Origin of the sequence: Phyllobacterium sp. SYP-B3895, assembly GCF_009647635.1 — a bacterium.
Lineage (GTDB): Bacteria > Pseudomonadota > Alphaproteobacteria > Rhizobiales > Rhizobiaceae > Phyllobacterium > Phyllobacterium pellucidum.
This window is the reverse complement of the sequence record NZ_WJIG01000002.1, coordinates 977710-1001461: the sequence shown is the minus strand read 5'-3', so window position 1 is coordinate 1001461 and position 23752 is coordinate 977710. Positions and strand designations below refer to the sequence as shown.

Below are 23752 nucleotides of genomic sequence, written 5' to 3'. Positions count from 1 at the left end.
CGAGTTACATTTCGCTCTTGATATAAGTGACCAGCTGGTCGAGCACGGTGCCCCAGCCATCGTGGAATCCCATCTCCTCGTGCTGCTTCTTGCCCGCACTGTCGCGATGGATCGCGATGGCCCGGTAGCGCGTGCCGCTTCCTTCGGGTTCCAACGTCAGATAGGCGGTGAAAAAGGGTTTTTCCGACGGGCGATAGCCGGGCAGCAGCGCATCGGTCCACACCAGTTTCTCATTTGGAACGACTTCGAGATAGCAGCCGACATTCGGAAACGACTGGCCTTCGGGGGAGAGCATGGTCGTCCGGAACACGCCGCCCGGCCGAAGATCGATCTCGCAATCGGTGGTCTGCCAGGGCTTCGGCGTGAACCATTTGACGATATGTTCGGGCGTCGTCCAGGCCTTCCATACAAGCTCGCGCGGCACATCGACAACACGTTCAAGAACGAGATCGAGTTCCGGATTTATTGCGGGTAGCTGCGTCATTTATCCTGCTCCTTGAGTTGAATGAGATAGTCGTCGAGCTGATCGAGGCGGCGTTCCCAGAGGGAACGTTGCTTCGCGAGCCAATCCTCGATCAATTGCAGCGGCTCCGGTTCGAGCCGGTAGGTTCGCACGCGGCCGGTTTTCGCCGACCGCACGAGGCCGCACCCTTCGAGCACCTTGAGGTGTTCGACGAAGGAGGGCAGCGCCATATCGAATGGCGCTGCAAGTTCGCTGACCGAAGCCGGGCTGTTTCCAAGCCGTTCGAGCACGCGTCGCCGCGTCGGGTCTGAAAGCGCGCGGAAGATGCCGTCTATCGGCGCCATCGCTTGTGCAGCGCCATGGGTAGCACCAAACATAATCGCACCTCCTTCCTTGCGGATGAACACTTAGGATATTTCCTAAGTGTTGGCAAGCCGGTTGCAATCGATCGCCGCAAATAACCCAACCATCAAATTTATTGGCTTGTCAGTGTGCACTGCAGCGATAATGTCCCGCCATGCAATCGCAGACCTCACCCTCCGTCCGGCTTGCGCTTGGCGGGCTTGTTGCCATGGCCGTCGGCATGGGTATCGGCCGCTTCATCTTCACGCCGATCCTGCCGGGCATGATGAGCGATCTCGGCCTGTCGCCGGGCGATGCGGGCCTTATCGCCTCCGCGAACTATGTGGGATATCTGCTCGGCGCGGTGGTGGCGGGCTTCAGCTGGTGGTCCGGCTATGAACGGCCGCTCGTCTACCTCGCGCTGGCATCGAGTGCCGCGCTCTGCTTCATCATGAGCATAAGCGATGGCGTCATCGTCTTTTCGCTGGTGCGGTTCCTTGCCGGCATGGCCAGCGCCTTTATGCTGGTCTTTGCGGCGACGATCGTCTTCAGCCACCTTGCCGCGGCCACCCGCCAGGACCTGCAGGCGATCCATTTCGGCGGGGTCGGCACCGGCATTGCCGTTTCATCGCTGCTCGTCGCCTTCAGTTCCGCCAATGGCTATGGTTGGCGGGAGGACTGGATTGGCGCTGCGATCCTTTCGCTACTGGGCCTCCTGGCCGTACTTATGCTCATCAGGACCGGTCCCGTTCGCAGTGGCGCCGCGGTAGAGGAGCCGCCGCTTGCCTGGACCCCCGCTTTCATCAAGATCAATGTCGCCTATGGCATATTCGGCTTTGGCTACATCATTACGGCAACCTTCATCATCGCCATCGTGCGCTCCAGCCAGGGCGGGCCGTGGATGGAGGCGCTGGTCTGGCTCCTGACCGGCCTCGCCGGGGCGGTATCGGTCTGGCTGTGGACGCCGCTTCTGCACCGGACCGGCCCGTTCATCGCCCTTGCGCTCGGATGCGCGGTGCAGGCGATCGGCGTTGCGGCAAGCGTCGTCCTGCCGGCGCCCTATGGTCCGATAATCGGCGGTCTCCTGCTCGGACTGACATTCATCGTCATCACCGCCTTCGGCTTCCAGGCGGGCCGGGTACTCTTGCCGCATTCGCCGCGCAAGGTCATGGCCGTAATGACGGCGGCTTTCGGTATCGGCCAGATCATCGGTCCGCTCGTGGGCGGCTACCTCGCCAACATCACCGGCGACTTCATCTTCGCGACGCTCGCCGCGGCGGCAAGCCTCATCATTGCCGCAGCCTTTGCCTATTCGGCGCGCCGCGGGCAGGGCGGCCGCTAGCTGGTTCGGCCGGCGTCCTGCGCCAATTGGTGCAGCAAGTTCATCGCCTCCTCGGCGCGATCTTCCGGCACGAACAGGTGATCGTGGTAATAGCCGGCGACCGGATTGACGCCCATGCCGGCCTTCGCAAGGCAAGCAGTGATCGCCGCCAGAAAGCCGACGGCCTCCAGCGAGGAGTGAACGTCGAGCGTTATCATCCGCGATCGGAATATCGCTGGAAGCCCGAATTGCTTAGCGATGGCTTCATCGACGATCAGCGTCAGGCCTTCCGCCTCGCGAAACATCATCACCGGCTCGACGCCAGCCGGGGCCGGGTCACTCTTGGCGATGGTCGCAAACATATACACGCCCTCGGCGAGAACCGGACGCATCGTTGCCAGAAGCTTGCCGAGATCCGTTTCACCAACCATCGCGTCCTCCATTGTTCCCTCATGCAACCAGCGACCTGGGCAAAAGTAAACGTCGAGCCTTGCCTAACTGCAGACACCGTGCACTAGGTTTAAGAAGAGTATTATCTAACCAACTGATTTTACAACCATAAATTGCTGTAGATTGTATAAGGAACGCGCCGCGTGTTTGTATCGTTTTTTCCCAAGCCCAAACTCTTCTTTATTTCTGCCGTGCTCTGGTCGCTTGCTGCATTGCTCTTCTGGTTTGCCATAGGTGAACAGCTTGGCGCCCGGTTCGGCCTGCCGCCTGCGGCGCCCGATGCGCCGCCGATCATCGGCATTGCCAGCTTCTGGTCGACGCCATTCATCTGGTTCTACATCTACTTTGCCATCGTCGTCGTTATCTTCGCCGCATTCTGGGCCTGGTTCTCCCCGCACCGCTGGCAGCGCTGGTCGGTGCTTGGCTCGGCCTTCATCCTGTTCGTCACCTATTTCCAGGTGCAGGCTACCGTCGCCGTCAACAACTGGTACGGACCGTTCTACAATCTCATCCAGACGGCAGTGTCGAAGTCCGCGCCGGTTACCTACGAGCAATTCTATGAGGGTGTGAGCCAGTTCCTCGGCGTCGCCCTTGTCGGGGTCACCGTCAGCGTGCTTCTCGCCTTCTTCGTCAGCCACTACATCTCCCGCTGGCGCACCGCGATGAACGAATTCTACATGTCGCACTGGAGCCAGCTTCGCCATATCGAAGGTGCCTCGCAGCGTGTGCAGGAAGATACGATGCGCTTTGCCGAAACCATGGAAGGGCTTGGCGTCCGGCTCATCGATTCCTTCATGACCTTGATTGCCTTCGTCCCGGTGCTGATCGCGCTTTCGGCCAATATCACCGAACTGCCAATCGTCGGCGAAGTGCCGCATCCGCTGGTCTTTGCCGCTGTTTTCTGGTCGATCTTCGGAACGGTGGTGCTCGCGGGCGTCGGCGTCAAATTGCCGGGACTACAGTTTCGCAACCAGCGTGTCGAAGCTGCCTACCGCAAGGAACTCGTCTATGGCGAGGATCACGACGACCGCGCGCAACCGCCGGTGGTGAGGGAGCTATTCGCCAATGTCCGGCGCAATTATTTCCGGCTCTATTTCCACTATATGTACTTCAACGTCGCCCGCTATCTCTACCTGCAGACCGACAATATCTTCTCGCTGATCGTGCTGATCCCTTCGATCGTCGCCGGCAAGATCACGCTCGGGACGATGAACCAGATCAGCGGCGCCTTCTCGCAGGTAACGTCGTCGTTCCAGTACCTCGTCAATTCGTGGACGACCATCGTCGAGCTTATATCGATCTACAAGCGCCTGCGCGCCTTCGAGGCGGTGATCTATGACGAACCGCTTCCGGCAATCGATCAGGCCTATGTGGCGACGCAGTCGGAGAACAGCTGAGGCATTCCGGTAAAGGCGGGCGATTGCAAATCGCCCGCCTGTGGCCTCGCCATCCTCACTTTCCAGTCGCCAGATCATTACAGCAATTTAATCGCTGTTGAGCGATGTTTGACCAATTCGTGCTGTTAAGTGCAATTCAGAACAACTATGAATTGCGCAACTTTTCACACGGAGAACGTGTCACTGTGTTCGTTTCATTCTTCCCAAGGCCGAAGCTCTTCTTCATTTCGGCAGTGCTCTGGTCGCTCCTCGCCGTCCTTTTCTGGTTTACCATAGGCGAACAGCTTGGGGCCCGGTTCGGCCTGCCGCCGGCGGCGCCCGATGCGCCTCCGATCATCGGCATTGCCAGCTTCTGGTCGACGCCGTTCATCTGGTTCTATATCTACTTTGCCATCGTCGTCGTTATCTTCGCCGCATTCTGGGCCTGGTTCTCCCCGCACCGCTGGCAGCGCTGGTCGGTGCTCGGCTCGGCCTTCATCCTGTTCGTCACCTATTTCCAGGTACAGGTCAGCGTCGCCGTCAACAACTGGTACGGACCGTTCTACAATCTCATCCAGACGGCAGTGTCGAAGTCCGCGCCGGTTACCTACGAACAATTCTATGAGGGCGTCAGCCAGTTCCTCGGCGTCGCCCTCGTCGGGGTGACCGTCAGCGTGCTTCTCGCCTTCTTCGTCAGCCACTACATCTTCCGCTGGCGCACCGCGATGAACGAATTCTACATGTCGCACTGGAGCCAGCTTCGCCATATCGAAGGTGCCTCGCAGCGTGTGCAGGAAGATACGATGCGCTTTGCCGAAACCATGGAAGGGCTTGGCGTCCGGCTCATCGATTCCTTCATGACCTTGATTGCCTTCGTCCCGGTGCTGATCGCGCTTTCGGCCAATATCACCGAACTGCCAATCGTCGGCGAAGTGCCGCATCCGCTGGTCTTTGCCGCTGTTTTCTGGTCGATCTTCGGAACGGTGGTGCTCGCGGGCGTCGGCGTCAAATTGCCGGGACTACAGTTTCGCAACCAGCGTGTCGAAGCTGCCTACCGCAAGGAACTCGTCTATGGCGAGGATCACGACGACCGCGCGCAACCGCCAGTGGTGAGGGAGCTCTTCGCCAATGTCCGGCGCAATTATTTCCGGCTCTATTTCCACTATATGTACTTCAACGTTGCCCGCTATCTCTACCTGCAGACCGACAATATCTTCTCGCTGATCGTGCTGATCCCTTCGATCGTCGCGGGCAAGATCACGCTCGGGACGATGAACCAGATCAGCGGCGCCTTCTCGCAGGTAACGTCGTCGTTCCAGTACCTCGTCAATTCGTGGACGACCATTGTCGAGCTTATATCGATCTACAAGCGCTTGCGCGCCTTCGAGGCGGTGATATATGACGAGCCGCTGCCGTCGATCGACGAGAACTACCTGCGCACGCAGACCGAAGACGCTTGAGACTGACGAAGTGAGGGGCGGCTCAGATGCCGCCCTTTGCGGTGGGTTTTGAGACTTCCGCCCGGGCAAGAGGCATGGCAACACCGCCCGTTTCCTTCAAATATTGACTGTACGTCGTGCACCGCACATCGGCTTTGGTGCAGACCTCTTCGGTAAAGCGCTCCAGCGCCCGCCAATAGGCATCGCCATTCATCAGCGTGAAGTGCAGCCCGATCTGGAAGGGGATGCGCTGGCCTTGATATTGCCGGTCGAAAGCGCCCTTGAAGGCGTCATAGGCGCGGCCCTCGAACACGTTCAACTGGTCGGGGCGCTCCACCGCGCCCGAATGGCGAACGTAAAGATTATAGTCCATGGCGATCACCGGGCGATTCTGCGGGCCTTCGCTGATCGTCGGCAGCCCGAACTGATAGATGCCGCTCGAATGCACCGGCAAGGCCGGCCCCCGCGAAACGCCGCTGCCGTCGAAGGCATAACCCTGATCGCGGAGCGCCGATATCAGCGCGGGACCCTCGGAAAGATAGGGCGCGCGGAATCCGCGTATCTCGTCGGCGACAAAATTCCTCCAGCCTTCGGGCTCCGCATCGCTTCCATATTTCGCCCAGGCGCCGGTCAGCACCTGCTTGTAGGTGACAAGTTCCCGCTGCCAGTCCGCCTTTGTCCAGTTCTTGCCGTCAAAGTGCCCGCAGGCATGGCTCGCGATTTCATTGCCTTCGTTGCGCGCCCGCCAGATATTGTCGAGGCGCTTTGCGATATCCTGTTTCGATGTGGCGAAGCCGATGTTCGAACGGCCCGGCGCCTGGCCGGGAGCCTGATAGGACTTCCGGTCCGACTGGTCGATCAGGAAGACGCAGGAAAGAAAATAGGTAAACTTCGCATTGCTGCGCTGCGCGAGTGCGCGGCTGCGATCCCAGAGCTCGTTGCTGCCGGAATTGTCAAACGAGATCAGCACATATTGCGGTTTGGTGCCCGGCGTATCGCGCGCCGCCACGCCGCCGTCGGCCAAGGCCGGCATCGAAAACAACAGGCTCATGGATGCGGCGGCGAGGATGGTCGAACGCATGATGGGGTAACGCGGCTCCGGGAAGGGAAATAACGTCGCTACAGGGCAATTGTGGCGATGATCGGACGCGGCGATCCACCGCAACCGATCAGCTTGGAACTATTCCAGTGCCGCTATAGTCTCAGGCATCTTTCGGGGAGGGCGGCCATGCTGGTACTGATTCTTGGGATCATTGTTTTTCTCGGCGTTCATTCGGTCCGCATCGTTGCGCCGCAATGGCGGCTCGCCAAGATCGAGCAGTGGGGCGAGAACAAATGGAAGGGCTTCTATTCGGTACTCTCGCTTGCCGGCTTCTTCCTCCTGGTCTGGGGATACGGCCTTGCCCGTCCCGACGCCCCGATCCTTTATGAACCACCGGTCTTCATGAAGCATATCGCCGGTCTCCTGATGCTGTTTGCCGCGATCTTCCTCGGCGTCTTCATCGCGAAGCCCGGCAGGATGAAACCCGCGCTCAAGCACCCGATGCTTATTGCCATCAAGACATGGGCATTGGCGCATCTTCTTGCCAACGGCGATCTGGCCTCGCTGATCCTGTTCCTGTCGTTCCTCGCCTGGGCGGTGGCCGATAGGATTGCCATCAAGCGGCAGGAGCGCGCCGGCCTCGTTAGCGCCCCCAACATTGTGGCAGGCCCGGTGTCCAACGACATTATCGCGGTCGTCATTGGCGTCGTACTCTACGGCCTGTTCGTGTGGAAATTGCACGCTTTGTTGATCGGCGTTCAGCCGATGTAACCGGCGGAGATGACCTAATTTTCGTTTGCCACTTACATCCTTTGAGTTTTCCGACTAAAAGCGCCTGAACTCCATGCGCGGGCGGCTCTGCTGCACCGCGTTTTTAACAATTGTACTTTGGCGCAAGCTGAACCAAGAGGCACTATGACTGACGACGGCTTTTTCCGTGAAGTGAATGAGGAACTGCGTTCCGACAAGGTGAAGGCTTTCTGGAAACGCTACGGCTCGCTGCTCATCGGCGGCGTAGTGGCAATCGTCGTCGGCACCGCGGCCTTCTCCTTCTACGAATACTGGACCGAGAGGCAGGCTTCGCAATCGGGCGACAAGTTCCTGGCTGCGCTCAACCTTGTTCGGGACGGCAAGAACGACGACGCACTCAAGACGCTCGATGAACTCGAGAAGGATGGCTATGGCGCCTATCCAGTGCTCGCACGCATGCGCGCCGCAGGCGTTCTTGCCCAGAAGGGCGACACCGCCGGCGCGGTCGCCGCCTTCGACAAGGTCTCCGCCGATAGTTCGATCCCGCAGGCCATTCGCGATCTTGCCAAGCTGCGCGCTGCCTTCATTCTCGTGGACACCGGTTCCTATGAGGACGTGGCAAGCCGCGTCGAGACGCTGTCTTCCGATTCAAGCCCGATGCGTCACTCCGCGCGCGAGGCGCTGGGTCTTGCAGCCTGGAAGGCTGGACGCGGCGCCGATTCCGCCAAGCTGTTCCAACAGATCGCCGACGACAAGTCGGCTCCCGCCAATGTTCGCCAGTTCGCCGATACCATGCTGGATATGTTGCGCAGCACCGGTGCGGCGCCTGCTGCAACAGCCGGCTGAGACAGGAAACCGAACGGATGAGTTTCACCCTTGCCATCGTAGGGCGCCCGAACGTCGGCAAGTCCACGCTTTTCAACCGCCTTGTCGGTCGCAAACTGGCACTCGTCGACGATTTGCCGGGCGTGACCCGCGACCGGCGCATTCATTCGGCCAAGCTGTACGATCTGAATTTCGATGTGATCGACACGGCCGGCCTTGAGGAAATGCCGAGCGAATCGCTCGAAGGCCGCATGCGCGCGCAGACCGAAGCCGCCATCGGCGAAGCTGACCTCATTCTGTTCCTGGTGGATGCCAAGGCGGGTGTCACGCCCACCGACGTCACATTCGCCGATCTCGTGCGCCGTTCCGGCAAGCCCGTAGTTCTCGTTGCCAACAAGGCGGAAGCGCGTGGCGCAGAGGCCGGGATGTACGATTCCTGGCAACTCGGCCTTGGCGAGCCTTGCCCGATATCGGCCGAACACGGCCAGGGCTTTCCCGATCTGCGCGACGCAATTATCGAGGCGATGGGCGAAGAGCGCGTCTTCCCGGACGAACATGCTGAAAAAGACGCAGATGATTCAGTCGCTGTCAGCATTCCGGCTGCGCCTGGGCCATCGGCGGATCTGATCGGCGACGATATTGACGATCCGGATGCCGAGGACGTCCCCGACTACGATTCGTCGAAGCCCTTGCGCATTGCGATTGTAGGCCGACCGAATGCCGGCAAATCCACGCTGGTCAATACGATGCTTGGCGAAGACCGTCTGCTGACTGGACCGGAAGCCGGCATTACCCGCGACTCCATCTCGGTCGACTGGGAATGGAAAGGCCGCAAGATCAAGCTATTCGATACGGCTGGGCTGCGCCGAAAATCCCGCGTCCAGGGCAAGCTTGAAAAGCTCTCGGTCGGCGATGCACTGCGTGCGATTCGCTTTGCCGAAGTGGTTATTATCGTTCTCGATGCGACGATCCCCTTCGAAAAGCAGGATCTGCAGATCGCGGACCTTATCATTCGCGAAGGTCGCGCCCCGGTCATCGCCTTCAACAAATGGGACCTCGTCGAGAACCGCCAGATGGTGCTCGCCGATCTCCGCGAGAAGACGGAACGCCTGCTGCCGCAAATCCGCGGCATTCGCGCCGTGCCGATTTCGGGCGAACGCAATCAGGGCATCGACAAGCTGATGGCGGCCGTCGCCACCACCGACGAAATCTGGAACCGGCGCATTTCCACTGGCCGTCTCAATCGTTGGCTCGAGGGTGTGACGACGCATCATCCGCCGCCCGCTGTTGCCGGACGCCGCCTCAAGATCAAGTACATCACACAGGTCAAGACCCGCCCGCCGGGCTTCGTCATCTCGTGTTCGCGCCCGGAAGCCTTTCCGACATCCTATGTGCGTTATCTGTCGAACGGCCTGCGCGAGACATTCGACATGCCGGGTGTGCCGATTCGCGTTGTGTTGCGCGCATCCGACAATCCGTTCGCGGGCCGCGCCAGGAAGAAGCGCTGAGGATCGCCGGATAAGATCCGGCGTGGGCCCGTTCGCTAAACTTCTGCCTGCGCCGTTAACTCTCCATCAAGGTTAATGCTTCATTTTTTAGCTCGAACTGTTCGGTTTGAGTGGGGTTATCGGCGTGCGTTTCTCTGAGTATGTGCGGGCATTGCGTTCCCTGCGAACCAACCAGACCGGTAAGAGCTATACGGCGCCTTTGCTCATTGGCGCGGCGCTTTATCTCTTTTCCCCGACCGTGACCGCATATCAGGATATGACGAGCCTCCTTTCCGGATCCGAATCGGGGCAGGGGCGCTGGAGTTCCTATCTCGAAAAATCGCCGGCAGGTTCAATCCAGAAGGCCAACATGTCGTTCGTCGATGAAAAGGCGATCACGGGTTCGATTCCTGCAAGCGGTGTCGATGCGCCCGGCATCGGTCCGATCGCCATCAAGGGTACGCAGAAGTCGCGTGGCGCCACTCCGGACGAGGAGCGGATCAACCGCGCCGAAAAGCAGGGGCGAATCGTTTCGATCAGCAAGAAGGCGCCGCCGAAAGCCTTCAACGCCGGCTCGATCCTTCAGCGCCAGAGCATGCTGGTTCGCCCGTCCAAGGATATTGAAGTCGCAATGGCATTCACCAAGCCGAATATCGCTGGCAAGGAATTTCAGATCGCGCTCGCATTTCACAACCGGGCTGCGGAAAAGCCGGCTTCCGACATGCCACCAATGCTTGCGAGCCTCGTCAATAATGACAAGCCTGATGTTCTGGCACTTGGCTACGCGCCGGCGACGCCGGATTATTCGAAGACCTCGCCGTTCGATTCGATCCTGAACGAGCCGAAATCGCCGGGACGATTTGTCCCGCAGCTCGGTGCCGGCGACCATTATTGGCTGGCAACGCCTTTGCCTCCCGTCGTTTTCACCAAGGAAGAACAAAAATGCCTGGCGACAGGCATTTATTTTGAGGCGCGCAGCGAGAGTATCAAGGGACAGGCGGCAGTGGCGCAGGTCATTCTCAACCGCGTGCGCAACCCGGCCTATCCGAAGACGATTTGCGGCGTCGTCTACCAGAACGATGACTGGATCAATCGCTGCCAGTTCTCGTTCGCCTGCGAGGGCCGCAAGCTCCACGTCACGGAGCCGAGGGAATGGAAAGTAGCGCAGCAGGTGGCGCAGGCCGTGACATCCGGACAGATTTTCCTGCCTGAAGTTGGGTCCGCCACCCATTACCATGCAGTCTATGTTCGCCCGAACTGGGCGCGAACAATGAAGCGGGTCGACAAGATCGGCGCGCACATCTTCTACCGCACATTTGGCGGCGGCTGGATTTGATCCGACTTTCGTCGTCTTGGAATTGGTGCGAGAACTGCTATATTGCTCTTGGAGTGGGGAACGAGCTTTCGCCCGCCCCCCGTTCCTGATTAGTTGAATTGAACCCGGATCGTGACTTGCCAGCCAGTCCGGGTTCTTTTCATAATCAGGGTGATGCTAAGTGGCTTGAACCACATGCTTCACCTCCAAGTTCGAGGGCAAGGCCTTTGCCATGGTCGAAGCGGCCCATCCTCCTCGATACGCCGGCTGGCTCGGCGCACCTGCTTCCCCCTCAAACTGTCGGTGCCGCATTTATCGGAAAGTTCGCTGTTGCCCGCAAGAAACGCAGGGTTGCGAATGCCTGTTGCGGGGCGTGCGTCTGGTTGGTGCACGGCAGAACAGATGCTCAACGGGCGGCGATCGGCGAGGATTCGAACCCGAATTTTCGCCAAAGAGGTGAGACATAAAGTCATATTTGCCTAACATATTGAATTTTACGGTGAAAATTACCCTTGAGAGTCTCCTTCCAGCGCCTTGACTAGCGCGGATCGGGACAATATGTTGCGCGCGACTTCGAAGCGGGGGTGAAGCCTCGCATTCAGCGTGTAAAGGACATGCCATTGGCCAACGGGAAAGAACCCGATAAGTCAGGTCCTGTCGGTGACACGCCGGGTGCTGGACGCAGACTGACTTCGGATGAACTGGAGAGTCGCAGTCGCTCTCTGGCGGCAAAATTGGCTGCCAGGGGTGTAGGTCTCAAGCCCAGTTCGCAAGACAAGGGGACGGAAACCGCCTCCGGTGTCGCGCAGGCCGTGAAATTGTCGAGCGAGTTCATCGCCGGCGTTCTGGCTGGTGCGGGGTTGGGCTGGTTAGCTGACCGATTTTTGGGTACTTCACCTTGGGGGCTGATCGTGCTGCTCCTCCTTGGTTTTTGTGCTGGAACGCTGAACATCCTGCGCTCGACGGGACGTGTGGCGGAGAACCAAGGTGCGGAGCTCGGCAAGGGTTCGGACACCAAGAAACCGGAATAGGCTTCGGCCAAGGTCGCAAGACTGGACCCGCAAGTAGAGACATTACAGACGAGGTTAGAGTGTCAAACGATCCGATTCATCAATTCCATATCAACAAGTGGATTCCCATTGATGTGGGTGGAGTCGACCTCTCCTTCACCAACTCGTCGGCCTTCATGGTCGCGACTGTTGCTGTCGCTTCGGCATTTCTCTATTTCACCTCGTCCAACCGCGGACTGATCCCGACCCGCCTCCAGTCGGTTTCCGAGATGGCCTACGAGTTCGTGGCCTCGACGCTGCGCGATTCGGCTGGCAGCGCCGGAATGAAGTTCTTCCCGTTCGTTTTCTCGCTTTTCATGTTCGTGCTCGTTGCCAACATGCTCGGCATGTTTCCGTACTTCTTCACGGTCACGAGCCAGATCATCGTTACATTCTGCCTCGCAATCCTCGTCATCGGTACCGTGCTGGCCTATGGTTTCGCCAAGCATGGCTTCAAGTTCCTCGGCGTCTTCGTACCGTCCGGCGTTCCCAAGCTTCTGCTTCTGCTCGTGGTGCCGATTGAAATCATTTCGTTCCTCTCCCGTCCGATCAGCCTTTCAGTTCGTCTTTTCGCCAACATGCTTGCTGGCCACATCACGCTGAAGGTTTTTGCCGGCTTCGTTGCCTCGATGAGCGCGCTCGGCGCTCTCGGCATTGGCGGCTCGATCCTGCCGCTCGCCATGACGGTCGCCCTGACGGGCCTCGAATTCCTGGTGGCTTTCCTTCAGGCCTACGTCTTCACCGTGCTCACCTGCATGTACCTGAACGACGCAGTACATCCTGGCGGTCACTGAGAAAACTTCACCGGCGGTCTCCGCCAAATGCAAATCTATCAATGAGAATTCTATCCAAAGGAGTTTAATATGGATCCGGTAGCAGCAAAGTACATCGGTGCAGGTCTCGCCTGTTTTGGTATGGCCGGCACGGCCCTCGGCCTCGGCAATATCTTCGGCAGCTATCTCTCCGGTGCACTGCGCAACCCGTCGGCAGCTGACGGCCAGTTCGGCCGCCTGGTATTCGGCTTCGCCGTTACCGAAGCTCTGGGCATCTTCTCGCTGCTCATTGCTCTTCTGCTTCTCTTCGCTGTTTAATTCACGACAGCGCACTGTTACTGGCTGCGCTGCGCGCGGCCAGTAATCTTATGCAGCAAACCAGTTTGCTGATTTGGGAAACGCCCGAACCCAAGGGGACAACATATGTTTGTGTCTTCGGCGCATGCCGCATCCACAACGGAAACAATCGTCGCTCAGACCGATACGCATGGCGCTGCCGGGACGGCCGCTCCTGCGGCACCTGACGCTCATGCAACCGAAACCCATACCGAAACCGGTGTGGCGCATGAGAAGGCTGTCTTCCCGCCCTTTGATACGACCCACTTCGCCTCCCAGGTTCTGTGGCTCGCACTGACATTCGCGGCGTTTTACCTCTTCCTCTCTCGGGTGATCCTGCCTCGCCTCGGCGGTATCATCGAGACGCGCCGCGATCGTATCGCGACCGATCTCGATCAGGCTGCCCGCATGAAGCAGGATTCGGACGAAGCTCTCGCCGCCTATGAGCAGGAACTTGCCGACGCCAAGAAGAAGGCAGGCTCCATCGCCCAGACCGCGCAGGACGAAGCCAAGGCCAAGTCCGATTCGGAAATGGCGAAGATTACCGCCGAACTCGAACAGAAGCTCAGCGAAGCCGAAGCCAGCATTGCCGCCATCAAGGACAAGGCAATGAAGGAAGTCGGAACCATTGCCGAGGACACGGCGACCGAGATCGTCAACAAGATCATCGGTGGCAATGTCGACAAGGCAAGCGTCTCTGCCGCTGTCAAAGCCGTCCGGGGCTGAGGAGAACGATAATGGAATTGGACGCAACATTTTACGCCCTCGTAGGCCTGATCATCTTCCTCGCGCTGATCGTCTACCTCAAGGTCCCGGGTGTCGTCGGCAAGTCGCTCGACAGCCGCGCCGATCGTATCCGTGACGAGCTTGAGGAGGCACGCCGCCTGCGTGAAGAAGCCCAGTCGCTGCTCGCTGAATTTCAGCGCAAGCGCAAGGACGCCGAAAAGGAAGCCGGCGAGATCGTGGCAATCGCCCAGCGCGAAGCACATGGCCTGCTTGAGGAAGCCAAGAAGAAGAGCGAAGAATATATTGCACGCCGCCACAAACTGGCCGAACAGAAGATTGCCCAGGCCCAGGTCGAAGCGGTCAACGAGGTTCGCGCCACGGCTGTCGATGTTGCAGTTGCAGCAGCGAGCAGGGTTCTCGCTGACAAGGTCGATACAAAAACGTCGGCTGACCTCTTCAAGTCTTCGCTGTCCGAGGTAAAGTCACGCCTCAACTAAATTTGGTTGAATGCCTGTCGAGAAGCCGCCTCCGGGCGGCTTTTTTTGTTTGCCGCTATAGGTGCGGGAGAGCGGTAGATGGTGCGCTCCGATGTGCCAAGCAATCCGGTCTCTGGTAGCGGCGCTATCCAAACAGGCAGCGCTCTAGACCTGCCGATCCTTGAGAGGCGAGAAACTGAAGCGGTGCAATCCGACGACCGGGCCATGGGCTTCCATGGCATTGCGATGATATTCGGTGGCATAGCCGACATGCGATTCGAGCCCGTACAGCGGCAGGTACTTGCCCGTCTGGGTCATCATGCGGTCGCGCGTCACCTTGGCAAGGATCGATGCTGCAGCGATCGACACCGATCGCTGGTCGCCCCGGATCAGTGCCGTTGCAGGGCAGGGCAAGCCGGGCGCCACGTCGCGTCCGTCGATCAGTGCATGGCCGGGCTGAATGGCGAGCCCGCAAACCGCCCTGCGCATCGCCTCGAGCGCGGCTTTCAGAATATCTGTGGCGTCGATTGCCGGCGCCGAAACGCTGGCCACCGCGCAGGAGAGCGCCGTGGCTGTAATGATATCGAAAAGTTCCTCGCGTCGCTGCGCTGTCAAACGTTTCGAGTCGTCGAGCCCATCGGGAATTTTTTTCGGGTTAAGGATCACCGCGGCGGCGACCACCGGGCCGGCCAGCGGACCGCGCCCGGCCTCATCGATGCCGACGATATATTCGACGCCGCTGCGCATGAGCTTACGCTCGCTGGTAAAGTCCGGTTTGACCGGCTCCAGGGGAAGAAGCAGAGAATCAGAACGCGATCGAGCCATGTTGCGACGAAACTCGCATTCGTTCTGATTCTCTGCAAGTCCTCAGGTAGCGATGGGGTAGGCTACCCAAGGTCACATCAGGCCGGGATGGGGGCGCAGCCTGACGGAAACCCTTGTTAAAACAAGGAAAGTTGCTCGCTCCCCGGAGTTGGGGAAAAAAGATCGGTGCGCAAGCGCCGTTTGGCGAGATTCATACCCAACCGCTTGGCCGCGATCTCGAAGCGGCGGCCGATCTGCCAGGCATAGGGCCCGTCGCCGCGCATGCGCTTGCCCCATTCAGCATCGTAGTCCTTTCCGTCGCGCATGGAGCGTACCAGCGACAGCACGTGGCGGTAACGATCTGGATAGTTGCGCAGCAGCCATTCCTTGAAAATCGGGCTGACTTCGAGCGGCAGCCTGAGCAGCACATAACCCGCCTCGAGCGCACCCACTGCTCTGGCGCTGTCAAGGACACGCTCGATCTCATGATCGTTAAGACCTGGGATGACCGGCGCAACCATGACACCGACCGGAACGCCGGCATCGGCGAGGCTGCGCAGTGCCTGCAGGCGGCGGGTCGGCGTCGAGGCCCGGGGCTCCATGGTTCGCGCCAGTTTGCCATCCAGCGTCGTGACCGAAAGGCAAACCTTTGCGAGACCCTTTTCCGCCATGCGTGCAAGGATGTCCTGGTCACGCATAACCAGCGCCGATTTCGTCACGATGCCAACCGGATGCTGGTGTGCCTCCAGCACCTGGAGTATGTCGCGCATGATGCGCCACTTCTTCTCGATGGGCTGGTAGGGGTCGGTATTGGTACCGATGGCGATCGTCTTCGCCGTATAGCCCGGCTTCGAAAGTTCCTTGTCGAGCATCTTCGCTGCATCGGGCTTGGCAAAGAGTTTCGATTCGAAATCGAGCCCGGCTGAAAGCCCCATATAGCTATGGGTAGGCCGCGCGAAACAGTAAATGCAGCCATGCTCGCAGCCGCGATAGGGATTGATCGAACGGTCGAAGCTGATGTCGGGCGATTCGTTGCGCGTGATGATGACGCGCGGCTTCTCGATCTGAACCTCGGTCTTGAAGGGCGGCAGATCCTCGATCGTCTCCCAGCCATCGTCATAGACGTGGCGGCTCTCCGCTTCGAAGCGTCCGGACGGATTCATGCCCGCGCCGCGGCCACGCCGACGTTCCGAGTCGATGCGCAGGCCCGCTTCGTCGATCACGGCATTGGCGTGTTGTGCGCGGCCTTGCCCGAAGGCGGCTTTGTCCGCTTGCACCACAATGTTCATTTGCGTTCTCCTTGGACCGAAGCGAATCTCGATTCGCTCATCACAGCCGCAACATGAATCTATTCCTAGCAAAAATCGAGAACAAAGCAAGAACAATATTGCGCGGTCCCACCCATGTGTGCGCGGAAAGGACAGATGGATATTCGGCCGATTATGCGATAGAGCGTTCGAAATGATCTCCGTTCTGATTGAAACCCAAAATTCGGATGAACCTCTGGCAAGAACGCTTGCCGGGCTGGTGGGTGGCGCTGTCGAGGGATTGCTCAGCGACGTCGTCGTGGTCGATGAGGGATCCGTCGATCAGACGCACCGGGTCGCTGACCAGGCGGGCTGCATCTTCTTGCAGGACCAGACGCTGCTTGATGGTTTTCGCCGGGCGCGAAGCGAGTGGTTTCTTTTTCTGGAGCCGGGCGCGCGCCTGCTCGACGGCTGGATCGAGCCCGTTGCCATGCATGTGGAGCGAATGCAGGGGCCGGCCTGCTTCACCCGTTCTCATGCGCATCGCAGGCCGTTCCTCAGCCGGGTGTTCAAGCCGGGAAATCCGCTCGCAGACGGATTGCTTATATCCAAGCGTCAGTCGATGGCGCTGTTCAACCCGGGCAAGAAATCAGTGGATATTGCGCGAGGTCTGGCAATGAAGCGTCTGCGCGCAGAAATTATTCCCGCCCCGTTGAAGGGCTAGAACTCCTATAGCAAGCTGCTTTGAGCTTTTCCGGTACGCTTCAGGTGCTCGTCGAGCCTCGGCATGATCTCGACGAAGTTGCACGGCATATGCCGGTAATCGAGCTGATGCTGCAGGATACCGTCCCACGCGTCCTTGCAGGCGCCGGGCGAGCCCGGCAGCACGAAGACGAAGGTGGCGTTGACGACGCCGCCGGTCGCACGCGACTGGACCGTCGAGGTGCCGATCTTGTCGTAGGAAATGCGATGAAAGACTTCCGAAAATCCGTCCATGCGCTTTTCAAAGAGGGGTTCGAGCGCTTCGGGCGTCACATCGCGGCCGGTAAAGCCGGTGCCGCCGGTGGTGATGATGACGTCGATATCCGGATCCATCGACCAGGACAGCACCTTCTCGCGGATTTTGTTGACGTCGTCGGTCACTATGGCGCGTTCCGCCAGCGTGTGGCCGGCAGCAAGGAGGCGTTCAGCCAATGTGCTCCCGGACTTGTCGTCCTCGAGCTTGCGCGTATCTGAGACCGTCAGCACGGCGATCTTCACCGGAACGAAGGGTCTTGTTTGGTCGACGCGCGCCATGCTCAGATTCCCTCCATGGCACTGTGCGTTGCAACGACGAACCAGTCAGGATGATCACGACGGAGTTTTGCCGCCGCCACTTCGGCGTCGCTGTCGCTGTCGTAAATGCCAAAGCAGGTTGCGCCTGAACCGGACATGCGCACCAGCCGCGGCGATGTCCGTTCGAGCGCAGCGATCGTATCGTCGATCCCGGGGGTCAGCGCTCGCGTCGCCTGGAACAGGTGGTTGTGCGTTGCCTTGAGATAGTCGCAGACGTCATCGAGCGACTGCATCGCGCGCAGAGCCGGCAAGGGCGGGTTGTCGCGCTTGTCGAGGGCGGCAAAAACCTGCGGTGTGGAGATCGAAGCACCGCAATTGGCAAGCAGGAGCGGCAGTCGCGGAAATGTCGTCATCGGCTCGATCTCGTCGCCAACCCCGCGCGCAATGAGCGGCTGGCCGTGGAGGCACATCGGAATATCGGCGCCCAGCGGCAGACCGATGGACGCTAAAGCGTCGATGCCGACATCAAGGGCCCACAGGCTGGAAAGCGCGCTAAGCGCTGCGGCGGCGTCGGTCGAACCGCCGCCTATGCCCGATGCGACTGGAAGATGCTTTTCGAGATGGATGGCAACAGGTGTTGCCTGATCTGGGAACGCCGCGCGCAGCGCATCGCGCGCCTTGAGAACGAGGTTGGACGCATCATCGGGCAGGGCATGACCGTAAGGACCCGATATGGCGAAGTCATCAAGCGCCGCACGCTTAACGCTTATTCTGTCGCCGAAGCCGGCAAAGACAACGAGACTGTCGAGAAGGTGATAGCCATCGCTGCGCCTTCCGGTCACGTGCAGCGCGAGATTGATCTTGGCCGGAGCGGTCAGAGTGATCGTTCGATCAAGGCTGTCGAGCATTGCGATCAATCTTTGCGCAGTCGATATTCGCCGGTCTCAGGATCCTGCACAAGGGTTCCCTGTGCGTGATTTTGTACTTCCTTCTCCGCTTCGCGCACGCGCCGCGAAACGCGCTGCGCTTCCTTCTTGAACGAGCGGTAGCCGTAAACGGCAGCGACGCCGACAAGAGCGAAAAAGATCAATTGGGGCATCAAGCGCAAACCTCGAAAAGCAATCCTATCGACTTCATTCTAGCACGCCGTGGAGGGGATGAAAAACAGTCTCCGCGTCTATCAGAGACCGAATCGCGACCATAGCGCACGCTCTTCGGCAGCGCTGATGAGACCACCGGCAATATTGGCGCCGAGCTCGCCCATTCTGGTCTCGGCAGAAGGCAGCTTGCGCCCGAAGAGACCACGTGGCTGCGCGATCACCCTGAGCCGCGTTTTCGGGCCGTACTGCCCGCGAAGATAGGAGCGCATGTCGCCGAGCCCATCAACGAGGCCGAGTTCCAGCCCGCGCAGTCCCGTCCAGAACTGGCCGGTGAAAAGGTCGGGATTATCGGTCAGCTTCTCGCCGCGCCGTTCCTTGACGAGGTTGATGAAGGTCTCGTGGATCTCGAGCTGCAAGGACTTCAGATGTTCGACATCTTCCTTGTTCTCGGGCCGGAACGGATCGAGCGTCGCCTTGTTCTTGCCTGCCGTATAGACGCGGCGTTCGACACCGATCTTCTTGATGAGATCGGTAAAGCCGAAACTCGCGGAGACGACGCCGATCGAACCGACGATGGATGAAGGGTCGGCGATGATCTCGTCGCCGGCGATGGCGATCATGTAGCCACCGGATGCGGCAACATCCTCGACGAACATATAGACTTTCTTGTTCTTCTCCGCGGCGAGGTCGCGAATGCGCCGGAAGATCAGGCGCGATTGCACGGGCGATCCGCCCGGTGAGTTCACTGAAATTGCAACGGCCGGCGAATCCTTGTCGCCAAATGCCTTTTCGAGAACGGAGGCCGCGGTCGCAAGTGAGAGATTCTGCCGGAATGGGCCGCCACCCGTCATGATTGTGCCATGCAGCCGGACAACCGGTATTTCGACGTGATCGGGCCGCCAGCGGCGTGGCAATAGTTTCCGCACGAATCTCACCAAGCGTGTCTCCTTTGTAAACAATGCTTTCGGAGCATGTAGGCGGTGCGCGACAATTCGCAATGCCGCGATCTAAAAAAGCGCGGCGAGACCGTTATTGATCGCGTCCGCCCGTTCGGTGAAGCCGTTGCCGCTTGCGTGGTGCATGACCAAGGCCGGCTCCAACGTCAGGCCGGCGCGGCTGCCGCGCGTTCCCCTGATCACGATACGGATAGCAGCTTCCTGCGGGCGAGGTTGAACCGGCACGATCATCAATCCGCCGAATCTGCCTTTGAGAGCCTCGAGAAGATCGGCAATCGAGGTCGGGCGGGCAATAATCCCGATGCCGCCGCCCGGCTTGACAATGGCGGCCGCCGTTCTGATCCATTGCTCCATCATGCCGGGCGTCATGACGTGCGCCTCCGCCTTCACCGGGTCCGGCGTCGAGCGATCCGTCGGCAGGTTGAAGGGCGGGTTCATGATGGCGAAGTCGAATTCATTGTCGCCGAGTCCTGCCGAGATTCGCGCTTTTCCGGCAAGGGTCACGTCCGCCTCGATAACCTCGGCGCGCTCCGACAGCTGCGCATTTTGTGGCAGATCAAGCGAATTGCGTGCGAAGGCGGCCATGTAGTTGGAACGCTCCACCAGCACGGCGCTGGCATGGGGGCAGCGCGACAGGACGGCAAGGCCGGCGGCGCCGGCTCCTGCCCCGAGATCGGCAACGCGCCCGGAAAAGCCGCTGGGCACGGTGGCTGCAAGTATCATGGCATCGACGCCGGAACGGTGGCCCTTGGCGGCAGGCTGAAGCAGATGGAACCGGCCGCGGTGGAACGCGTCAATCGTGTGGGCAACGTCCCGGGCGAGCATGGTTCAGCTGCGCAGCTCCTGTTCTACTCCAGCATCTTTCAAAAGCTGCCGGGCTTCCATCTCGCGCTCTCCATCGACCATGATCCGGCGCGCGAGGACTCCAAGTGATCCTTCCATGATGCTCATGTTCGAATCGGCAATGAAATGGGCGATCCCCGCCTCTTTGAGGAGTGACTCCACGAAGGAAATCACGACGGGGTCGTTGGTGCGCATTATTTCGATCATGGCCATACCGCGTTGGAGCACAGGGTTCAGGCCAGCGCTTATCACGAATTTGTATCCCTTGCTATTTCTGCGCGCCAATTCGCCGCTTGCGGGATATATCCTGTCAAAATAAGGTGTCGCCGCATCAGGCCAGAACCGCAGGAGTTTCGTTTTGGGCGTTGTTGTCAGTCTTGACGAGAAGAAGAATACGACGGGATCAGTGCAGCCATTGGTCGATTTGACCAAGGCGGACATGGGCCGCGTCAACGAACTCATCCTTTCCAAGGCTGGTTCGGACGTCGAGATGATCCCGGAAGTGGCGAACCATCTGATCTCGTCCGGCGGCAAGCGTTTGCGCCCGATGATCACGCTCGCTGCCGCGCGCATGTTCGGCTATCAGGGCGACGGGCACGTAAAGCTCGCGACCAGCGTCGAGTTCATGCATACCGCGACCTTGCTCCACGACGATGTCGTCGATGAAAGCGACCTGCGGCGTGGCAAGAGCACGGCCCGCATGATCTGGGGCAATCAGGCGAGTGTTCTCGTCGGCGATTTCCTGCTTGGACAGGCCTTCAAGATGATGGTGGATGTCGGCTCGCTTGACGCGCTCGACGTGCTCGCAACCTCCGCTTCCATCATCGCCGAGGGCGAGGTGATGCAGCTTGCAGCCGCGAAAAATCTCGAAACGACGGAAGATGAGTATCTCGCCGTGATCAAGGCGAAGACCGCCGCGCTGTTCTCCGCCGCCGCCGAAGTCGGCCCGATCATTGCTGCCGCTTCGCGTACGGATCGCCAGGCGTTGCGCTCCTATGGGCTCAATCTCGGCCTTGCCTTCCAGCTTGTCGATGATGCGCTCGACTATGGCGGCAACGCCAAGGATCTCGGCAAGAACACGGGTGACGATTTCCGTGAAGGCAAGATCACGCTGCCGGTCGTGCTGACCTACCGGCGCGGAACCTCGGAAGAGCGCCAGTTCTGGAAGGAAGCGCTTGAAAACGGCGCTAATGACGACAAGGGCCTCGAGAAAGCCAAAGGATTGATGACGCGGTATGGCGCGCTCAATGATACAATACAGCGTGCGCGCCATTTTGGCGGCATTGCCCGCGATGCGCTGGCCCCCCTCGACCGCTCGCCGGAAAAGGATGCGCTCCTCGAAGTCATCGATTTCTGCATCAGCAGGGTCAATTGACACGAAATTGATCAACCAAAGTCGCTGTGGCGTCATCGCGGCGGTTCTAATCTTTCAATGAATGTTGAGAGAAAACCGTAAAAAGGCCATGGTTGGCTCACTGGATTCGGCCAAACATGCAAACTGGAAAGATAATGAGGTTTTCTGTTATGCGGCGTAGTAAATTGCTCGGCTCCGTTATGGGGGCAACACTCGCCGTCTTGACCGTGGGTGCCGCTGCGGCGGAGGCAGCCACCAGCAAGGCCCCGCCACCTTTGAACGCAGGCACGCTTTCAGGCGCGTTCCTCTCCGCACGAAGCGCCGAGCGCGACAATGATTTCGGGAGCGCGATCAACTTCTACCGGCAGGCGCTGACATTCGATCCGAAGAACACCGAGCTGCGCCAGAGCCTGCTCCTTGTGCTTTTGACCGACGGCCAGTTCAAGCAGGCCCTGCCGATCGCCGAAGAGTTGAAGGCTGTACCCGAGATCGAACGCTTCTCCCGCCTTGCGCTCGGCATCGATGCGATGAATCGCAAGCAGTATCAGAAGGTCAATACCCTGATGATGCTGTCGCTGCAGTCGGACCTCGACCGGATGATCACCGGGCTGATCTCGGCCTGGGCAAAGGCCGGTGCTGGCAAGCCGAACGAGGCGCTGTCGATGATCGCCAAGCTTGAGGGTCCCGAAGGCTTCAACCTGTTCAAGACATATAATTCGGCGCTGATCGCCGACATGGCCGGGCAAAAGGACAAGGCTGCCAAGTTTTACCAGGACGCGATTGACGACAAGGTCAGTGTCGCTGCGGCGCCCGATACCTATGAGCGGCTGGTTGAGGCGTTTGCCTCGTTCAAATTCAGAAATGGCGATCGCGACGGCGCGGTGGCTCTGATTCAGCAAGCTTCGGAAATGCTGTCGGGACGTATGGTGCTGACCGAATTCGGCAGGGAAATTGCCGATGCCAAGACGGTGAAGCCGCTGATCCAGACGCCGCAGCAGGGCGCTGCCGAAGTGCTTTATACGATTGCGACTGCGATCGATCGCAATGGCGCCGAGGCCTTCTCCAAGCTTTATCTGCAGATGTCGTTGCCGCTGCGTCCGGACAACGACGCCACTCTGTTCCAGCTCGGCGATATCAGCGCGAAGCTCGAACAGCCTGAAAAGGCAATCGACTATTTCGGCCGCATTCCGGCCGATTCGCCCTATAGCCGCGATGCGAAGATGCAACTCGCGATCAATCTGGCGATCCTCAAGCGCAATGACGAGGCGATTGCCGAGTTGAACAGCCTGCTCGGGAGCAATCCCCAGGACATGCGTACCTATCTTGCGATCGGCAGCATCTATTCGCAGGACAAGAATTTCCGGCAGGCCGCCGAGACCTATGACAAGGCCGTGGCGGCGCTGGCAAACCCCAAGCGGGAAGACTGGTCGATCTATTACCAGCGCGGCATCGCCTATGAGCGGCTGAAGGAATGGGACAAGGCAGAGCCCAATTTTCTCAAGGCGCTCGATCTTTATCCGGACCAGCCGCAAGTGCTGAACTATCTGGGCTATTCCTGGATCGACATGAACATGAAGCTCGAGCAGGGCCTCGACCTGATCAAGAAGGCCGTCGCGGCGCGTCCCCAGGACGGCTATATCGTCGACTCGCTGGGTTGGGCATACTATCGCCTCGGTCGCTATGACGAGGCGGTTGCACAGCTCGAACAGGCGGTGAAGCTGCGGGCCGAAGATGCGACGATCAACGACCATCTGGGCGATGCCTATTGGCGCGCCGGCCGCAAGCTCGAAGCAACGTTCCAATGGGCCCATGCGCGCGATTCCAAGCCCGAGCCGGAAGATCTGGCGAAGATCGAGGAAAAGCTCAAAAACGGATTGCCCGATGAAAAGGATCCGGGTGTCGCCAAAAACGGCACCGAGACGCCCAAGCCGCCCGTCGAGCCTGCGCCTGCGCCGGCACCCGACAAGAAGGGCTGATCACGTCGTTTTGCTTGACCGGTAGGA

At 59.5% G+C, this 23752-nt stretch carries 27 protein-coding genes; 15 read left to right on the top strand and 12 right to left on the bottom strand.

Annotated elements, in window-relative coordinates; translation table 11 throughout:
* Positions 1-4: 4 nt before the first annotated feature.
* Positions 5-484 carry an SRPBCC family protein gene (locus GF108_RS11305; RefSeq protein WP_153668007.1) on the bottom strand — a complete coding sequence of 160 codons (480 nt, stop codon included), beginning with the start codon at positions 482-484 and terminating at the stop codon, positions 5-7.
* Positions 481-840, bottom strand: coding sequence for a helix-turn-helix transcriptional regulator (locus tag GF108_RS11300; protein WP_153668006.1), 360 nt, complete (start codon positions 838-840; stop codon positions 481-483). Before GF108_RS11300 ends, GF108_RS11305 begins: the two co-directional genes overlap by 4 nt.
* A gap of 140 nt (positions 841-980) precedes the next feature.
* Here GF108_RS11300 and GF108_RS11295 point away from each other — a divergent pair, with 140 nt between their 5' ends.
* Entirely contained in the window at positions 981-2147 is a 1167-nt protein-coding gene (locus tag GF108_RS11295; protein ID WP_153668005.1) for a YbfB/YjiJ family MFS transporter, read from the top strand.
* Here GF108_RS11295 and GF108_RS11290 read toward each other — a convergent pair.
* Positions 2144-2557: an ACT domain-containing protein gene (locus GF108_RS11290; protein WP_153668004.1), complete on the bottom strand. Its 414-nt coding sequence runs from the start codon at positions 2555-2557 to the stop codon at positions 2144-2146. The two genes, GF108_RS11295 and GF108_RS11290, sit on opposite strands and share 4 nt — an antisense overlap.
* Before the next feature lie 162 nt (positions 2558-2719).
* On the opposite strand from GF108_RS11290, the gene sbmA (GF108_RS11285) reads away from it, so the two are divergent.
* Both sbmA (GF108_RS11285) and sbmA (GF108_RS11280) read left to right on the top strand, forming a co-directional pair.
* Complete coding sequence (sbmA, locus tag GF108_RS11285) at positions 2720-3973, top strand: peptide antibiotic transporter SbmA (protein WP_370462132.1); 1254 nt, start codon at positions 2720-2722, stop codon at positions 3971-3973.
* Positions 3974-4158: 185 nt separating this feature from the next.
* The gene (gene sbmA / locus GF108_RS11280) at positions 4159-5412 is read left to right on the top strand and encodes a peptide antibiotic transporter SbmA (RefSeq protein WP_370462131.1); all 1254 of its coding nucleotides are present in this window, start codon (positions 4159-4161) and stop codon (positions 5410-5412) included.
* Between the two features lie 22 nt (positions 5413-5434).
* On the opposite strand, the gene GF108_RS11275 is transcribed toward sbmA (GF108_RS11280), so the two are convergent.
* The gene (locus GF108_RS11275) at positions 5435-6472 is read right to left on the bottom strand and encodes a polysaccharide deacetylase family protein (RefSeq protein WP_153668002.1); all 1038 of its coding nucleotides are present in this window, start codon (positions 6470-6472) and stop codon (positions 5435-5437) included.
* A 147-nt stretch (positions 6473-6619) separates the two neighbouring features.
* Here GF108_RS11275 and GF108_RS11270 point away from each other — a divergent pair, with 147 nt between their 5' ends.
* The 9 genes from GF108_RS11270 to GF108_RS11230 all read left to right on the top strand — a co-directional run bounded on the left by GF108_RS11270 (position 6620) and on the right by GF108_RS11230 (position 14191).
* Positions 6620-7204: an NnrU family protein gene (locus GF108_RS11270; protein WP_153668001.1), complete on the top strand. Its 585-nt coding sequence runs from the start codon at positions 6620-6622 to the stop codon at positions 7202-7204.
* 144 nt (positions 7205-7348) lie between these two features.
* The gene (locus tag GF108_RS11265; RefSeq protein WP_091949873.1) at positions 7349-8029 is read left to right on the top strand and encodes a tetratricopeptide repeat protein; all 681 of its coding nucleotides are present in this window, start codon (positions 7349-7351) and stop codon (positions 8027-8029) included.
* A 17-nt stretch (positions 8030-8046) separates the two neighbouring features.
* Positions 8047-9516 carry a ribosome biogenesis GTPase Der gene (gene der / locus GF108_RS11260; protein ID WP_091919485.1) on the top strand — a complete coding sequence of 490 codons (1470 nt, stop codon included), beginning with the start codon at positions 8047-8049 and terminating at the stop codon, positions 9514-9516.
* Positions 9517-9667: 151 nt separating this feature from the next.
* Positions 9668-10831: a cell wall hydrolase gene (locus GF108_RS11255; protein ID WP_228019534.1), complete on the top strand. Its 1164-nt coding sequence runs from the start codon at positions 9668-9670 to the stop codon at positions 10829-10831.
* Between the two features lie 599 nt (positions 10832-11430).
* Positions 11431-11841, top strand: a complete 411-nt coding sequence (locus tag GF108_RS11250) for an AtpZ/AtpI family protein (protein WP_051614808.1) — start codon at positions 11431-11433, stop codon at positions 11839-11841.
* 59 nt (positions 11842-11900) lie between these two features.
* The gene (locus GF108_RS11245) at positions 11901-12653 is read left to right on the top strand and encodes a F0F1 ATP synthase subunit A (protein ID WP_027230118.1); all 753 of its coding nucleotides are present in this window, start codon (positions 11901-11903) and stop codon (positions 12651-12653) included.
* A gap of 69 nt (positions 12654-12722) precedes the next feature.
* Positions 12723-12950, top strand: coding sequence for a F0F1 ATP synthase subunit C (locus tag GF108_RS11240; RefSeq protein ID WP_008125314.1), 228 nt, complete (start codon positions 12723-12725; stop codon positions 12948-12950).
* 105 nt (positions 12951-13055) lie between these two features.
* Positions 13056-13694, top strand: a complete 639-nt coding sequence (locus tag GF108_RS11235; protein WP_027230117.1) for a F0F1 ATP synthase subunit B — start codon at positions 13056-13058, stop codon at positions 13692-13694.
* A 17-nt stretch (positions 13695-13711) separates the two neighbouring features.
* The gene (locus tag GF108_RS11230) at positions 13712-14191 is read left to right on the top strand and encodes a F0F1 ATP synthase subunit B (RefSeq protein ID WP_162737267.1); all 480 of its coding nucleotides are present in this window, start codon (positions 13712-13714) and stop codon (positions 14189-14191) included.
* 144 nt (positions 14192-14335) lie between these two features.
* Here GF108_RS11230 and GF108_RS11225 read toward each other — a convergent pair whose 3' ends face one another.
* Both GF108_RS11225 and GF108_RS11220 read right to left on the bottom strand, forming a co-directional pair.
* On the bottom strand, positions 14336-14995 hold the full coding sequence (locus tag GF108_RS11225) for a ribonuclease HII (protein WP_036813274.1): 660 nt from the start codon (positions 14993-14995) through the stop codon (positions 14336-14338).
* A gap of 116 nt (positions 14996-15111) precedes the next feature.
* The gene (locus GF108_RS11220) at positions 15112-16263 is read right to left on the bottom strand and encodes a PA0069 family radical SAM protein (RefSeq protein ID WP_027230114.1); all 1152 of its coding nucleotides are present in this window, start codon (positions 16261-16263) and stop codon (positions 15112-15114) included.
* A gap of 172 nt (positions 16264-16435) precedes the next feature.
* Here GF108_RS11220 and GF108_RS11215 point away from each other — a divergent pair, with 172 nt between their 5' ends.
* Entirely contained in the window at positions 16436-16945 is a 510-nt protein-coding gene (locus tag GF108_RS11215; protein WP_091919475.1) for a glycosyltransferase, read from the top strand.
* Positions 16946-16950: 5 nt separating this feature from the next.
* Here GF108_RS11215 and moaB read toward each other — a convergent pair whose 3' ends face one another.
* The 6 genes from moaB to GF108_RS11185 form a co-directional block, all read right to left on the bottom strand.
* A complete protein-coding gene (gene moaB / locus GF108_RS11210; RefSeq protein ID WP_153668000.1) occupies positions 16951-17517 on the bottom strand; it encodes a molybdenum cofactor biosynthesis protein B in 567 nt (188 codons plus the stop codon).
* Positions 17518-17519: 2 nt separating this feature from the next.
* Positions 17520-18410, bottom strand: coding sequence for a 4-(cytidine 5'-diphospho)-2-C-methyl-D-erythritol kinase (locus GF108_RS11205; protein WP_370462156.1), 891 nt, complete (start codon positions 18408-18410; stop codon positions 17520-17522).
* On the bottom strand, positions 18410-18595 hold the full coding sequence (locus GF108_RS11200) for a hypothetical protein (RefSeq protein WP_027230110.1): 186 nt from the start codon (positions 18593-18595) through the stop codon (positions 18410-18412). Before GF108_RS11200 ends, GF108_RS11205 begins: the two co-directional genes overlap by 1 nt.
* Positions 18596-18676: 81 nt before the next feature.
* Entirely contained in the window at positions 18677-19534 is an 858-nt protein-coding gene (locus GF108_RS11195; protein ID WP_153667998.1) for a S49 family peptidase, read from the bottom strand.
* A gap of 69 nt (positions 19535-19603) precedes the next feature.
* Positions 19604-20377, bottom strand: coding sequence for a tRNA1(Val) (adenine(37)-N6)-methyltransferase (locus GF108_RS11190; RefSeq protein ID WP_153667997.1), 774 nt, complete (start codon positions 20375-20377; stop codon positions 19604-19606).
* A 3-nt stretch (positions 20378-20380) separates the two neighbouring features.
* Complete coding sequence (locus GF108_RS11185; protein ID WP_027230107.1) at positions 20381-20602, bottom strand: DUF2007 domain-containing protein; 222 nt, start codon at positions 20600-20602, stop codon at positions 20381-20383.
* Between the two features lie 151 nt (positions 20603-20753).
* Between GF108_RS11185 and GF108_RS11180 the strand changes: the two genes are divergently transcribed.
* Positions 20754-21770, top strand: a complete 1017-nt coding sequence (locus GF108_RS11180) for a polyprenyl synthetase family protein (RefSeq protein ID WP_153667996.1) — start codon at positions 20754-20756, stop codon at positions 21768-21770.
* A 149-nt stretch (positions 21771-21919) separates the two neighbouring features.
* On the top strand, positions 21920-23725 hold the full coding sequence (locus GF108_RS11175; RefSeq protein WP_153668262.1) for a tetratricopeptide repeat protein: 1806 nt from the start codon (positions 21920-21922) through the stop codon (positions 23723-23725).
* The last annotated feature ends 27 nt before the right edge of the window (positions 23726-23752 follow it).